This window comes from Micromonospora rifamycinica (assembly GCF_900090265.1).
GTDB classification, from domain to species: domain Bacteria; phylum Actinomycetota; class Actinomycetes; order Mycobacteriales; family Micromonosporaceae; genus Micromonospora; species Micromonospora rifamycinica.
On the sequence record NZ_LT607752.1, the window covers coordinates 3573719 to 3588742 of the forward strand.

9 protein-coding genes are annotated in these 15024 nt (G+C 70.4%); 8 read left to right on the forward strand and 1 reads right to left on the reverse strand.

The window, feature by feature from the left end:
- The first annotated feature begins 145 nt into the window (after positions 1-145).
- From GA0070623_RS14580 to GA0070623_RS14600, 5 genes are all read left to right on the forward strand, one after another.
- Complete coding sequence (locus GA0070623_RS14580; RefSeq protein ID WP_067307127.1) at positions 146-1426, forward strand: VWA domain-containing protein; 1281 nt, start codon at positions 146-148, stop codon at positions 1424-1426.
- Positions 1427-1428: 2 nt separating this feature from the next.
- Positions 1429-2208 carry a peptidase gene (locus GA0070623_RS14585; RefSeq protein ID WP_067307180.1) on the forward strand — a complete coding sequence of 260 codons (780 nt, stop codon included), beginning with the start codon at positions 1429-1431 and terminating at the stop codon, positions 2206-2208.
- A 135-nt stretch (positions 2209-2343) separates the two neighbouring features.
- A complete protein-coding gene (locus GA0070623_RS14590) occupies positions 2344-3000 on the forward strand; it encodes a 4'-phosphopantetheinyl transferase family protein (protein WP_067307123.1) in 657 nt (218 codons plus the stop codon).
- A 62-nt stretch (positions 3001-3062) separates the two neighbouring features.
- Positions 3063-4139, forward strand: a complete 1077-nt coding sequence (locus GA0070623_RS14595) for a DUF4352 domain-containing protein (RefSeq protein WP_067307120.1) — start codon at positions 3063-3065, stop codon at positions 4137-4139.
- Between the two features lie 213 nt (positions 4140-4352).
- Positions 4353-5228, forward strand: coding sequence for a S1 family peptidase (locus GA0070623_RS14600; RefSeq protein WP_067307118.1), 876 nt, complete (start codon positions 4353-4355; stop codon positions 5226-5228).
- A 282-nt stretch (positions 5229-5510) separates the two neighbouring features.
- Here the strand turns inward: GA0070623_RS14600 and GA0070623_RS14605 are convergent, their stop codons facing one another.
- Complete coding sequence (locus GA0070623_RS14605; protein WP_067307115.1) at positions 5511-5909, reverse strand: hypothetical protein; 399 nt, start codon at positions 5907-5909, stop codon at positions 5511-5513.
- Between the two features lie 553 nt (positions 5910-6462).
- Here GA0070623_RS14605 and GA0070623_RS14610 point away from each other — a divergent pair.
- From GA0070623_RS14610 to GA0070623_RS14620, 3 genes are read left to right on the forward strand one after another with little or no spacing between them, the layout of a single operon-like run.
- Positions 6463-7230 (forward strand): lipase family protein, encoded by a 768-nt coding sequence (locus GA0070623_RS14610; RefSeq protein WP_067307112.1) that lies wholly within the window; start codon positions 6463-6465, stop codon positions 7228-7230.
- Positions 7227-10214 (forward strand): ATP-binding protein, encoded by a 2988-nt coding sequence (locus GA0070623_RS14615; RefSeq protein WP_067307109.1) that lies wholly within the window; start codon positions 7227-7229, stop codon positions 10212-10214. Before GA0070623_RS14610 ends, GA0070623_RS14615 begins: the two co-directional genes overlap by 4 nt.
- A 2-nt stretch (positions 10215-10216) precedes the next feature.
- Entirely contained in the window at positions 10217-15007 is a 4791-nt protein-coding gene (locus GA0070623_RS14620) for a hypothetical protein (protein ID WP_089004055.1), read from the forward strand.
- The last annotated feature ends 17 nt before the right edge of the window (positions 15008-15024 follow it).

The following is a 15024-nucleotide window of genomic DNA, read 5'->3' on the forward strand; positions in this document are numbered from 1 at the left end:
CATCTAGCATCTAACGGACGGTCATCGACCGTCGAACGGACGTCCACCATCCGCCACTCGGACGACCCGGTGACCGGGTCACGATGTCGCGCAGACGCAGTGGTCCCCGGTGAGGCTCCATAGTGGATCTCACTACACTCGCCCGGTGATCAACACGAGACGACGATCGACGGCCGTCCTGATCGGACTGTTGGCGGCGACCTCGCTGACCGGCCCCGCACCGGCCCGCGCCGATGACGAGGAACCCGTCGAGCCGCCCAAGGTGGAGCTGGTGCTCGACGTGAGCGGGTCGATGCGGGCCGCCGACATCGACGGACGCAGCCGGATCTCGGTCGCCCAGCAGGCCTTCAACGAGGTGGTCGACGCACTGCCCGGGGAGACCCAGCTCGGCATCCGGGTGCTCGGCGCGACCTACCGGGGCAAGGACAAGAAGCAGGGCTGCCTGGACACCCAGCAGATCGTGCCGGTCGGGCCGGTGGACCGCACCGCGGCCAAGGCGGCGGTGGCGACCCTGCGGCCGACCGGCTTCACCCCGGTCGGGCTGGCCCTGCGCTCCGCCGCCCGGGACCTCGGCACCGGCACGACCGCCCGCCGGATCGTGCTGATCACCGACGGCGAGGACACCTGCGCCCCGCCCGACCCGTGCGAGGTGGCCCGGGAGCTGGCCGCCCAGGGCACCAAACTGGTGGTCGACACGCTCGGCCTGGCCCCCGACGAGAAGGTCCGCAGGCAGCTGCTCTGCATCGCCACCGCGACCGGCGGCACCTACACCGCGGCGCAGAGCGCCGACGAGCTGACCGGCCGGATCAAGCAGCTGGTCGACCGGGCCAAGGAGACGTACACCGCCGCCCCGGCCGTGGTGACCGGGCGGGCGGAGTGCGCGAACGCGCCGCTGCTCGCCCCCGGCGTATACGCCGACCGGGAGGAGTTCTCCGAGCACCGCTGGTACCGGGTGCCCGTCCGGCCGGGGCAGGAGCTGCGCGCCTCGGTCAGTGTGGCGCTGGACCGGCCGGTCAACCCGGACCACGCGGTGCTGCTGCGGGCCACCGCCACCGACGGCCGGGAACTGGTCCGGGGGGTCGACGCCGGCAGCGGTCGTACCGACGTGGTGTCGGCGGGGTTGCGCTGGTCGGGGACGGCGGACGGGGCGACACCTAGCCCGTCGGCCACCGACGCGCCGGTGCCGGCCACCACGGTCTGCCTGGTGGTCAGCAACGCCTTCGCCCCCCGCCCGGGAACCCGGGCCGCACCCGGCATGCCGGTCGAGCTGACCATCGACGTGGTCGCCTCCTCGCCCGCCCCGGCCGCGCCGGACCTCGGGCGCGGCTGGGTGCTGCTGCTCCTGCTCACCCTGGCCGGGCTGCTCACCGGCCTGGTCGTCGGGCTGCTCACCCGCTGGTGGGTGGCGACGTGGAGGACGAACTGACCATGCGTACCCCGATCATCCGGACCGGCGCGGCGCTGGCCGCCGCCGGACTGGCCCTGCTCGTCGCCCCCCGCCCGGCCACCGCCGCGCCCACCCCCTCCCCCGGCGCCACCCCGGTCACCCGGGCCGGGACGTCCTTCCTCACCGCCACCGTCATCGCGGCCGGTCAACCGGTCCGGGTGAGCGCCTCCACCGGCGACTTCCTGTACTGGTCGTTCCCGGCGACGGCGGGGCAACGGCACGAGGTCACCGCTACGGTGTCCCTGCCCAAGGCCCGCACCGGCGCGTCCACCTGGACGGTGGAGGTCTTCGACGGGCTGCGTCGCCGGCAGGCCTGCACGGCCGGGGCGCAGACCCCGACGGTGACCGCGTCGGCGGGCAGCGTGGCGCTGGGCTGCACGCTGCGTCAGGTGCGCTCCTGGGCGGAACCGTGGTCGGCCGACCCGCTGCCCGGCACCTACTTCGTCCGGCTGTCCGTGACCGAGCTGCCCGAACCCGACCTGGGGCAGCCGGTCGACGTGGAGCTGCTGGTGTCCGCCGAGGGCGAGGGCTCGCGCGACGACGGCGAGTTGCGGGCGCCGCTGGTGCCGAACACCCGGGCCGGCACGGTGCTGACCGGTGAGCCGGCAGCCGCCCCCGCCGAGTCCGACGACGACTGGTTCGACGGCGACTGGCTGCCGACGCTCGGCTCGCGGTGGGCGTGGAGCACCGTCGGCGGCGCGCTCGCCGCCGTCGCCGGGGTGGTCGGCTTCGCGCTGACCCGCCGCCCCCGCCGCCGCTGACCGGCCCCGACGTCGGGGCAGGCCGACCGCGACGGGGCGGTCCGGTGTCACCCGGTTGCGGTACGTTCACCTGCCATGGCCGATGGTCCGCGCACCGGGCGGACCGGCGGCGGTCGTACCGGAAGGGGTGGGTTGATGCGTGACCTGCTGCCGGCGGCGGTCTCGGTGGCGGTGGCCGAGACGGCCGACTGGGTGGGTGAGCTGCTCCCGGCGGAGCGGGCCGGGCTGGGCGAGCGGGCGGTGGAGAGCCGACGGCGGGACTTCACCGCCGGGCGGGTCTGCGCCCGCCGGGCGATGACCGCCCTCGGTTTGCCGGCCGCCCCGGTCCCGGCCGCGCCCAACCGCGCGCCGGTCTGGCCGGCGGGGCTGGTCGGCACCATCACCCACACCCGGGGCTACTGCGCCGCCGCCGTCGCCCGCCACGCCGACCTGCGCGCGGTCGGCATGGACGCCGAGCGGGACAAGGAACTCAACGCCGGGGTACGCCGGCTGATCATGTGCCCCGAGGAGGAGGACCACCTGGCCCGGCTGCCCGGCGGGGTGAACTGGCCGGTGGTGGTGTTCAGCGCCAAGGAGACCGTCTACAAGGTCTGGCACCCCGTGGTCGGGTCCTGGTTGGATTTCCTCGACGCCACCGTCGAGCTGGAACCGGACACCGGCGTCTTCACCGCCCGGATCAGCCCGGCACGGGTGTCGGCGGCCACCGTGGCCGACCCGCCCGCCCTGGTCACCGGCCGGTTCGCGGTCGAGGGCGACCTGGTCCGCACGGCGGCCGTGCTGCCCCTGCGCTGAGCCCTTGCCGCCACCCACTAGCGTCCAGGAGTTACGACCGTCGACCGCGTGCGAGGAGTACGGTGAGCCAGCCCCAACCCCCGTCCGGGCCGCAGGACCCCGACCAGCCGCCCTCCGGGGCGGCGCAGCCGTTCCCGCCGGCATCCGACCGACCGAAGCCGGTGGACCCCACCGCCGCGCTGCCACCGGTCCCGGAGCCGCCGCCTTCCTACTCCACCGACCCGTACGCGCCACCGTCGCCGTACGCGCCACCGCCGGTCTCCGGCGTTCCGCAACCGGCGTCCGGGCAGCCCTACCCGTCGTACCAGCCGGGCACGGCACCCCCGCCGGTCTCGGGCGGGGGCTACCCGCCGGTCTCGGGCGGGGGCTACCCGCCGTCCGCCCCGGGCTATTCGCCGGTCTCCGGTGCGGGGTATCCGGCGCCCGCCCCTGGCTATCCGCCGGTCTCCGGTGCCGGATACCCGCCGCCGCCCGGCGGGCCGGGTGGACCCGGCTACCAGTGGGGACCGCCTCCGGCCGCCTCGTCGGGCAAGAAGGTCTGGATCATCATCGGCGTGGTGGTCGCCGTGGTGCTGCTGCTCTGCTGCGGTGGCCTCGTCGTCGCGGCGGTGGCCGGGAGCCAGCGGGCCGACGAGGCGGCCGAGGAGACCGACCGACCGGTGCCGGCCCCCGACGTCACCAGGGTGCCGGGGCTGCCCGGCGACCGACCGTCGGCCGGGCCGTCGTCCACCGACGACGAGACGTTCAACCTCAGGGCCGGCGAGACGCTGGTGATCAACGACGACGACGGGACCATCGAGATCACCGTCCGGAGTTTCACCACCTCGTCCAAGGGCTGCCGCTCGTTCGCCCCGCCGCCGAACAAGGGTATGTACCTGATCGCCGACGTCACCGCCACGGTGACCAAGGGCACGGCATCGATCAATCCGTTCTACTTCCAGTGGGTGGCCGACGACGGCACCACGGTCAACGGGCTGGCCGGCGCGCTGTCCGGCTGCGGCGGCGACATGCTCGACTCGGGCAGCGGCATGCGGGCCGGCAGCAAGCGGTCCGGCGCGGTGGTCTTCGACGTGGCCGACAAGTCGGGCGCGGTCGAATACCAGCACAGGTTCGAGGCGGCCGGTTCCTGGAAGCCCTGACCTCCCAGGTCCCGTGCCGGGCCGGCTCCCCGGTGGGAGCCGGCCCGGTCCCGTCACCGCCCGGCCCGGCCCGGCCTGTGGCGGAGGCGGTGGCACCCGGTCCGGTCCCGCCCGGTCCGTGGGGGGCCGGGATCGCTGCCGCGCCTTGAAACGGGTCCGGTGCGGGCGGATGCTGATGGCATCGACCTTCACCGATCGACTTGGAGGTGGGAGATGCGCCGTCTCTCGCTCGCTGCCCTGACCCTGGCCGTCGCCCTACTGCCGGCGACCCCGGCCGTCGCGTACGCCGGTGCCACCGACCCGGTGGCCGTGCCGCCCGGGTCCACCGGACCGGCCGCGGCAACCGCTCTACAGGACGTGCGGACCGTCGGTACCACCTGGGGTCCGGATCCGACGACCGGCCGGCTGACCCTCACCGTCGACGACACCGTCCACCCCGAGCAGGTACGCGCGCTACGCGTCACCGCCGTACGGGCCGGGGCGGACCTGCGCCACGAGCCCGGTCGGCTACGCCTCCTCATCGCCGGCGGGCAGGCCGTCTACGGCGGTGGTGCCCGCTGCTCGCTGGGCGCGAACGTGCGCAGCGGCACCACCTCCTACTTCCTCACCGCCGGGCACTGCACCGCCACCGCGACGAGCTGGTACGCCGACGCCGGTCAGACCACCGTGCTGGGCACCCGCGTCGCCAGCAGTTTCCCCACCAACGACTACGGCCTGGTCCGCTACACCGGGCGGGTCGACCGGCCGAGCGCCGTCTACACCTACCCCGGCCTGCTCACCATCAACGGCGTGGGCACTGCGTACATCGGCCAGGCGGTCTGCCGCAGCGGTTCCACCACCGGTGTCCGGTGTGGCACCGTGACCGCTCTCAACCAGACGGTCAACTGGGCCGAGGGCAGCGTGTCCGGGCTGATCCGCACCAATATCTGCGCCGAGCCCGGCGACAGCGGCGGTCCGCTCTACGTCGCCGCGACCGGGATGATCATCGGCATCCTCTCCGGGGGCAGCGGCAACTGCACCAGCGGCGGCACCACCTTCTACCAGCCGATCGCCGAGGCGCTCGCCGCCTACGGCGTCACCATCCCCTGAACCGGCCGCCCGGCCCGGCCGAGCCGAGGGCCGGGGCCGGGAGGGCCGGGGCGGGGCGGGCGACCTGGTCCCCGCCGGCCCCGGTGATCAAGAGGTTTGAGGCAAGCTAGAGATCAAAGACGACTCAAACCTCTTGATCGCCGAAACGAGCATGCGGGCGGGGGGGTGAGCGCGCCGGAACGAGCACGCGGGCGGGGGTGAGCACGCGGGGGGAGCACGCGGGCGGGGGTGAGTGAGCCGGCCCCGGGAGGCATCGGATCGGTGTCGTCGGAGGTCGGTGGGTCAGCGCCGCGAGAGGCGGACGTGGTACCGCGTCTGGTCGGCGGGCTCCCGCCGGTAGTGCACCTCCTGGATCTGCCGGTCGTTGCCGTACACGGCGACGGACGCCAGCTCACCCAGGTGGTCCAGAGGTCCCCGGTGACCCTTCGACTCCAGCACGTCGGCGATGCCGCCCAGGTAGTTGGTGGCGTCCGACGGTGGCTCGGCCGGGCTCTCCAGCACGACGTCCAGCGCGAGCGGCCCGTCCGGGAAGAGCGGTCCCGGCCCCTCGCCGAGGGCCTTCCGCGCAGCGTGGAGCAGGGCCAGCACCCGGTCGGCGTAGCAGTGACCAGCAGCGAGCATCGACTTGGCCTCGTTCTTGGCCGGCGGCAGTCCCTGCACCCAGAAGCTGATCTCCGTCATCGCTCCACTCTCTGCCCTCGTCGGCGGCGCCGCACGTGCAGCGGCCCACCGAACACGGCGCGACCGCGCTGCCGTACCGGAGCTGTCCCCGCGTTACGGAGATGACCTTTTGCACTGGGTGGAGCTGAGGGGACTCGAACCCCTGCCCCCTCTTACCGATAGTGACGATCTGGGTCCAGCCGTCAGTCGGCATTCCCCGCCGTCAAGCTGCACAAACGGCACTTCAACATGACCTTCGGATATTACTGTTTGTCAACGTTAGGGTGAGGTTTTCGGGGGGGCAAGATATGGCATAATGAGTATTCGCAGCCAATGGACGCCCGCCGCCTCTGGGTCGCTGGGTCACGCGTGGCCTGATCAGCGGCCCACACGGGACGCCTACGGCCATAGCACAGGTCCAGCCATGCCACCGGCGTACTGCCGGCCCCGCCCGGTGGGCCAAGGTTCAGCCGAACGGGCCCTTCTCCGGTCCGAAGCTGGACGGTACACCTAGAAGGTGGCCGATATTTTAGCGATCCACGGAATCTTCGCACACCGAAGTTCGCGCACCGAGATGACCGACGAGTGGCATGAGGCCATAGTCCGTGGTCTGGAGAACGTGAGTCTTCCTGCAGCTAGGGACATTACCCTGGAGTGCGCCTTCTACGGTCACCTCTACAACGATGGCAAGGCGGGCGGCCGGAAGTCGTATGTGCCGGCTGACTTGCAGCCCGGCTTCGAGCAGGAGTTCTTTATCGCAATCGGAGAGGCGGCTGGCGAGGAACCGGCCGCCGCCGACCCGACGAAGGTATGGGCGCCGCGCAGCGTCCAGTGGGCCGTACGTCGGATAGAGAAGTATCGGATGTTCGACCGCGCCGCGTCCGTGACAATCGGACTTGTCAAGCAGGTCGCCCGATATTTGCGGGACGACAGCTTCGGGAAGGCGGTCCGTGACGAGCTGGCACGGGCCATGGAGACGAATCCGCGGGTTCTGGTGGCGCACTCGCTGGGCAGCATAGTGGCGTACGACTGGCTCCGGCGGCAGCCGTCAACGCCGGTGGACACGCTGGTCACGATCGGCTCACCGCTCGGGTTCCGCGGCATCCGCAAGGCCCTGCATCCGGATCTCGACACGTCGTTACCACCATCGCCAGGAGTATCGACTTGGGTCAATGTAGCAGCGGTGGAGGACGCCGTCGCCACCGTGAAGGAGTTGGACGGGTTGTTCGGCGGCGAGGTGACCGACCGGGCGGCGCGCAACTCGCGCCTAAAGGCACACAATGCCACGGCGTATCTGCAGAACGTGCACACGTCCAACGCGCTCAAGGCGGCGCTCGGGTGACGGTGGGCTACTTCGGCATCTCCGCAGTCGGCACGTTCCGGAACAGAGGTGACTGCGACTTCGCGGACCTCTCGCTCGTCCCGGATGAGGCAAAGGCGATGCGCGAGGCTCTTACTGGGCTCGGCCTCAGGGAGTTGTCTCGGGTGCCGGGTCGCGAGCTGACCCACGACGAACTCTACGCCGAAGTCGTCAAGCTGCGGGCCGAGCCGGGCGAGGGCTGCAGCTTGGTGCTGTACTGCACGGGTCATGGCCATGCGGACGATGACGCGGGGTGGTTGCTTGTGCCGCCGGAGACCGATGCGCAACCTATCGACGATTGGATGACGCCGGCTAGGCTGCTCCGGCCCCTGCTCCGGCGCAACGTCAGCCAAGTGCTGCTCATCCTGGACGCATGCTACTCCGGGGACGGCGCTCGCGAGGCGCTGACCAGGGCGCTGACGTCGACAGTCAACTTGGGGTCAGCCACTGACCTGTGGGTGGTTGCTGCGGCACGCCGGTTGGACGAGGCACAGCAGATGACGTTTGTCCCGGCGTTTGTCGACGCCATGAACCGGCAGGCCGCACAGTCGTTGACCGACCCCTTCCTAGATCCGTCGAGGGTGACCGACCTGACCGCTGAACTCCTGAAGAAACAGCATGCCGAACAGGTGCCCTGGGTCGCTGCGGGCTATCAGGCGGGCGGATGCCGAGCCCTTCCCAACCCACTGTTCATGCCGCCCGATCCTCCAACCGGCCGGTTTGCACGGCAGTGGAGCGCGCCGGCCCGGGGCGTGGCCGAAGCATCCCAACCCGGATGGTACTTCGCCGGGCGCGATGACATCCTTCGCGACCTGGCGAACCACCTCCAAGGCGACGGCTCACCGCAACCCGTACTCCTCCGCGGTGGTCCGGGCACCGGCAAGACGGCGATCCTAGGCCGGCTCCTGATGGCGGCGACGGACGAGGCGCGGCAAGCATTGCCGCCAGTGGCCCGCCACGGAGTGCTGCCGACGGGGGACGTCCCGATTACCGCGCTTTCCGTCGACGGGCTCGACGCGGAGTCTGCGGCCGAGGATCTGGCCGACGCCCTGGGCCTGCCGGTCCGGGACCTCGCCGGGTCGGTCGCCGCCCTCACACGGAGGACCGAGCCACTCGCGCTGCTGATCGACGACGTGGACCGCGCCGCCGACCCGAACGGCATCATCGAGCAGTTCCTGCGGCGACTCGCTGCCGTGCCGTGCGTCCGGCTCGTCGCCGCCGTGCGCGGTGAGTCGATCGACGGGTTCCGGCAGATCGAGCTGCCAGAAGCGGGCCCGGCCATTGAGTCGTACGTCCGGATCCGGCTAACGTACGCTCTCGGGTCGTCCGCCCGCTCGGCGTCCGCGCAGCTCGCTGACGCCTGCCAGGGCAACTTCTCCGCAGCCGTCGTTGCCGTCGACGCGCTGCTGCGCTCCGGCTCCGCCATGAAGCCGGTGCAGGACGCGCTGACGGAGGGCCTGCGTGCGGCGCACCGGCGGCTGGGCGCGCTGTGCCGGAATGCGATGACCGGCTGGGCAGCGGATCCGCACGAGCTCGTGACCTGCCTCTCCGCGGCGTGTTCGTATTCCACGGGCGGCCGTCTGCCAGCGGATCTCTGGGCCGCCATGGCGTGTCGGCTGACCGGGCGCAACTACGACCCGCGCGAGATAAGCATGTGCGCCAAGGCGGCGGGTGCCTTCCTGGAAGGCACGGTGCGGTGGCGCCCGCGTTTCGAGTACGTGGGTCAGGACGACGAACGGGTCCGGATCGCCGAGGTGCTGATCGACGAGGCACGCCAGCTCTACGGTCCGCAGTGGACCAATTGTCCCGAGGAGGTGATGGCAATCCTGCTCGGCGCCGCCACCGACACAGATGGCCGGTTCGTGTCGTTGCTGGATGAGGCGCCGCTCCTGCTCGCAGCGCCACCGCCGCTGGTCACCCGGGCATTGGGGAACGTCCGGAAGCGAGCCGACGGGCGCCACCGCATCGCCGCCTGGGCCGGCGTACCCGTGCGCGGCCAGCCGCAGGATCGCGCGCTTCTGCTCGGCCTGCTGGGGGCTCGTAACGGTCTACCACAGCTTGCCGAGGGCACTCAGGTCGTCTGGGCGAACCAGGTCACGTCGCCGGAGCGCCCCTCCCTGCTGACCCGCCTGGCTGTGGCGAACGGCATCCTCGTGACCGCCCATGACGATGCCTCAGTGCGCTGGTGGGACAGCCGGCGTGGAGCCGAACTGCGAGCGTGGCCGCCGCCGCGTACCCGGTGGACGGACGCGGCCATCACCGGCCTCGCCGCCACCGGTCCGCTGACCATCGCGGTGACCGGCGACCACCAAGCCTTCTGCTGGGATACCACGGATGCCCAGGCGCCGCGGGCACTGCCCGGACCGGCGACGCTGACCGCCGCGCATGCCGCCGGCGTCATCGCCCTCGTCCACGGCTCCACCATCACCTTGCTGGATGGAACATCCGGTGTAGAGCGACGGCGGCACAGCGTTTCCGACGAGGTGCTGCTCGCGGACTTCGCGGGATCGGCCGATCGGCCGGTTCTCTGGCTCGTGGACCGCGTGGGCCGGGTGTGGCAATGGGATCTTCGGGCAGACGGCCGCCAGCCGTCGCCGGTGAGCCTGTGCCCGTTGCCGCTGGAGCTGGCCTGTTCCCGCGAGGACGACACCACAGTGGTCGTCGACGTACGCGGTGAATTGACGCTGCCGACCCGCGCCGGCCCGGTGGGCCGGCCGGGGACGGCGGGTGGCGAGCTCCGGTCGGCGGCCGTGACAGCGAAGTGGCTGGTCCTCGGCGGTGGCTCGGATCGGCGGTCAGGATGGCTGGAGATGCACCCACTGACGAACCGTGGGCCGGCTACCCGATGGCCGGTGGACGGGACGGTGATCGGCCTCGGTGTGGTGCGCGATCTGGTGGTCGTGGCCACCTCTGGAGGTCTCGCCGTTCTCCGCCTTCCCGCGGGCGTGACTGAGGGGAGGCGGTGACTGTGACCCCGAAGGAGGCGTACCGCCGAGACCTGGCCGTCGCGTGCCTTGTCGTGCTGCACGAGGCGGCGGTCAACTCGCGGGCCGCGGAGCTGGCAGACGACCTGCGGACAATATGTGAGCACGGTGTCGACGCCGATGTCCTGACCAGGGTGCCGACCTGGCTCTGGCGCGAGACCAGCTCGGGCCTGCAGATGATCTTGAACGCGGCAACCGAACCCGAGGGCGACTCCTCCACGGCCGCCGAAGTCGCGCAAGCGCTGGGCGAGGAGGTCGTGGCCGACCTGCTGGACCTGGATGCGGAACAGGCTCTGCCGGGAAGGCCGGTCGCTCCGACTGTCATCGTGACGACTGGCGATGATCGGCACGTAGCCATTTCGTTGTGGCCCCCAGACGCCCGGCACCCCTGGTTCCGGCCCGCGGAGCCGCCGGAAGAAACGACCATGGCCATACGCCGAGTTCTTGCGCCCTTCGAGTCGCTCGCGGATCTTCCTATCGACCTGGACCTCGAAGCCGGCTATCTGTGGCCGGCGCACGTCGCAGGCCGCCCCACACTGGGACTGCACACCGCCCTTGTCGCGCTGGCCCGAGCCACCGGGCTGAGCAATGTGCCGGCCACGCTGGTGGCGATCGGCGACCTGGACGAGAAGGGCGGGTTCACGGTGCCCCCGGACACGGCGGCCTCCGCGACCGATCACCTGGCCTGCGCCGTCCTCATGCGGGGTAGCCAAGGGTGGCAGCTCACGGAGGCGGACGGAACCGTCCGTACGGCCGCCGGTGACGACCTGGACACCGCGGCCGCCCTGGTCTGGGGCGACGAATGGACGGCCTGGAAACGTGAACAGCATCGGCGCGAGCTGGAGCTGCTCGGCTGGGCCGTGGTTGATCCGAGCGGGCCGTCGCCACACCATCTCGTTCCGGAGACCGACGTCCAACAGGTGAACCGACTGTTCACGCTGTTCCACCAGGCCATCCAGGCGAAGATCAACACGGTGGCGGTCCTCGGCGGCCCGCCGAGTAGCGGCAAGAGCGTCATCGTACGCTGCTTGGCCGCCCGCCTCGCCCAGCAGAGAAAGAACCCGCCGCTGACCCGGATCATCGCAAGCACCACGCATGAACTGCCTAATCGCGAGGTGGCGCTGCGGATCGGGCGCCACGCGTTGGGCATGGATGAGGCGATCGGCGCGCGACGGCGCCTGCTGGTCCTCGATGACCTCCACCCGGTCGGCGACGGGAACGTCGACGCGCTGCTGCCCTATCTGTCCCATGCGCTGGGCTGCTCGATCCTCGGGGTGCTCCAGTATGACGTGAACTCCAACGAGGAGTGGCAGACCGACCACATCAACGTCGTCACCGCCGTGGTCGGCAGGCAGGCGATGCGGACTTTCGTCGAGGAGCTTTGCGAGGCGCACCCGCAACGCCTCGACCGGGCCGCCGGGCTCGCCGAGCTGAATCGGCCCCGGCCAACCGCCGACGTCCGGCGGCTGATCCAGATCATGCTCGGCCAGAACAAGCTGATCGACCAGTTTCAGGCCCTTGACGAGGCGACCCGTACGGTCATCGCGACGACTGCGGCCTGGACGCTCGCACGGGGCTGGTACGCGCACGACCTTCTCGGCACACTCACCGCCGGGCAATGCGCAGCCTTCGGGCTGGAATCGGACTCCAACGGCACCCAATGGCGGCTGCCCAGCCCGGACAACTGCCGCGCGATCCTGACCGCGTACCGCGCGATGCGACCTGAGACGCCGGCCCACCGCCGGATGCACCCGATCGACGCCACCATGGCCGATCTCCTGCTACCCGGGCTGCTCTCCGCGTTGCGGGAAGGGTCACCCCGCACACTCACCCTGTTACGCGGGATCCGGCTACACCGCAACGCCGTCGTCGCCGAGGTCATCCGGCGGTCTTGGGACGAGCGGATACTGCGCCGCTGGATCCGGCACCCGGAGACCCACCCGGCGCGGATCGCCGAGCTGTTGGTCGACCTGAACGTCTGGCTCAGCGAGGCGGTGGTCAAGGAGTGCCTTGACACCCTTATCGACCGGCTCGGCGAGCAGACCGACACCTTCACCGTTCAGGATGCCCTCGTCACGATCCGGTGCGTGCGCGCCTACCTGGCGGAAATCACCGCCTGGTGGCGTTCAGTCGGCGACTGGATCCACGACCAGGTCGTCGATCACCTCACCCGAGGCAACGGGAGCGCAGGCGAGCGGTTCCAGCTGCTGCGGCTGACCGAATCCTTCTACGACATGACGCTGCAGCAGGTGATCACCGAGCACGCCGGCAACGTCCTCGGTGGCCTGGACGCGTCCCAAGCCGACGACTACTACCTGGTACGCCGCGTGCGGGCGCTGCAGAGCCGGGCGGAACGCGCCCTGCGCCTGGACCAGACGTGGTTCCCGATCGAGCAGGAGGCACCCGTCCAGGCCCTGCTCGCTGCGGAGCCGCCGAAGAATGCCGGACTTCACCTGATCATCAGCTGGCTGGCCCTACAGCAGTATTTCGGGGAGGCGACCTGGGACAACCTGCTGGACGAGCATGAGCACCGGTTCGTGACAGCCATGCGCTACACATCGCCGCACGAGTTCAGCCGGGCCTTCAACGAACTGAAGAACCATGGAGCCACCCGTGCAAACGCGGTCTTCCATCGCGCGATGAAGAACAATCCCCGCCGAAAGGTGCAGGAAAACCAGCCGTTTCTCCAGACAGTCCGCGCTCTGCTGCACAACGCCGCGCCGATCGAGGCGGCAGAGATGCTGCGGAGCATTGCGGCCGCGCATATCCACGCGGCATACATCCTGATCTACCCACGAGACGACGAGCCGGATAACGACTTCGCCGCCCGCATGGCCGACCGCGCGGTGGAGCTGGCGGACGCCAAAGGTGTCGGCATGCTGCTCTCTGTCACACAGTCAATCGACGAGATCTACGTTGTACAGTCCGGAGGTTTCGCGCAGACCTTGGCCTCGCACCTCGGCAAGGACCGTGTCCTCGGGTTTCTGCGCGATGACCCGCGCCCGTCAGTCAAGTACTACCTAATCAAGGGCATCTCCGATGCTCAGGTGCCGTTCCTGCGTGAGTGCCTCTCTGCGGCGCGCGACATCGTGGTGGACGCGATCACTCGCGGCCGCAAGCCCTGGGGTCCCCGGCTGGCACTTCGGCTCGGCTCCAACCTGGAGACCGGCCAAGAATTCCTGCTTGACCTGCGCGACCATCTGCCACTGCAGGCCATTCTAGAGGGGATGGGCCCCTACTCGTCGCCGGAGACGCAGACCGAGTTTCACCGCCTCGGCCGTGCCCTGTTCCCCGAGGCAACCGAGCGATATGCGACAGAGTTCGACATACATGCATTCCTCGGGCCGCTGGCTGCGGCGCCTCCGGTGCCAACCATTGAGTGCTGTCGGGAGGTTGGCCGCACACTCGCCGAGGCCGATCATCGGGACGGCGGGCCGGCGGTCGTGCGGGCGGTCGACCGGATGGCGGGCGAGACGAATGCCTGGGCGAACCGCCTCACCCGGACCCGGAGGGCCGAACAGATGGTCCAAGCGTTGAACATCCTGCTCGACATCGACCGGCCCACGACCCGTTCCGCGTTGGCGGAGCTCAACCGGCTGGATGACGACGAGAGCGAGAGCCTACTGGTATGGAAGGCACGACGCGCGGTGTTCGACTCACCCACCGCGGCGGTCGCCCTCTTCAAGACGTTGGACGATGCCGAGCCCGGCCTTGGCTCACTGGTCTATGACCACCTGCGTGAGGAGCCGCTACTGCTTCAAGTCCTCACATACGAACTTCAGGTGCTCCAGTCCTCCTCCGCTCAATACGCCGCCATCCGCCATCTCGCGGCGATCGGTGTCCTACCCGGCCGCGTTGACACGGAGTGGATGTCACAGAACTTCACCGCGAAGCTCACGCTCATCGCGCACCGCGCGAGCCCGCACGTTCTGACCGACATCATTCGAATGTTCTCGATCGGCAAGGAGAATTGGGCCGACCGGGCCGTGCGCCTCATCGACCACGCGAAGCTGTCGGCGCGGCTACGGGTAGGCCGTTCCCATGACTTCGCGCCTGCGGTCCGACTCGCCGCGCTGCTCCTCGATCTCGGCGACCGAAAAGGCAGCGATCGCATCGTCGGCACGTTGTGCGACCTAGGACCAGGGCTGGTCATGCAGCATCTCCACCTGCGCGAATCCGCCATCCTGCTGGAGCTGGTGACCATGCTCCGACCGGAGACCATTACCCAGCTCAATCAGGAACTCCGGGCGTCGATCGCCGCCCGGCTGAGCCAGCCGGTGGTCCTCGACCAGCGCGAGCACTGGACCGAGATCGGGTACGCGTGCCACTTTCTGCAAGAGGCCGGTGGCTCGCCGCCCGACACCCGCACGCCGCTCGTCCTCCCGAACGTGGCGCACCATGCTGCCGTGGTGTGGGGTCTGCACAGCCTTCCGGACAGCGCCTGGCGAAGCACCGCATTGACCGAGGCGGCAGACCGTTTGGTGAGCCGACCACCCGCCGCACGCACCGAACTCTTCGCGCTGCTGGTCGTCGGCGCCCGGGCGGAGATCGATGGCCCCACTATCGCGGGACTGTCGTTGCGGCAGATTCGGGTCCTGCATGAGCTGGGCGAGCGCAACGCCGCGCTCGCTAGCCTGCTGGCTCCCGCTGAGGAGGAGATCCGACGGCTACTCTCCACGCCGGTCGCCCGGATCAGCTGGGACGCGCACCGGTTGACCGAATCGCTGGCCCGGCTCGGCCAGCAACGCGACCGCGTTGAAAGGCCGACCGGCTAGGGCCTGTGTCGAAGTTG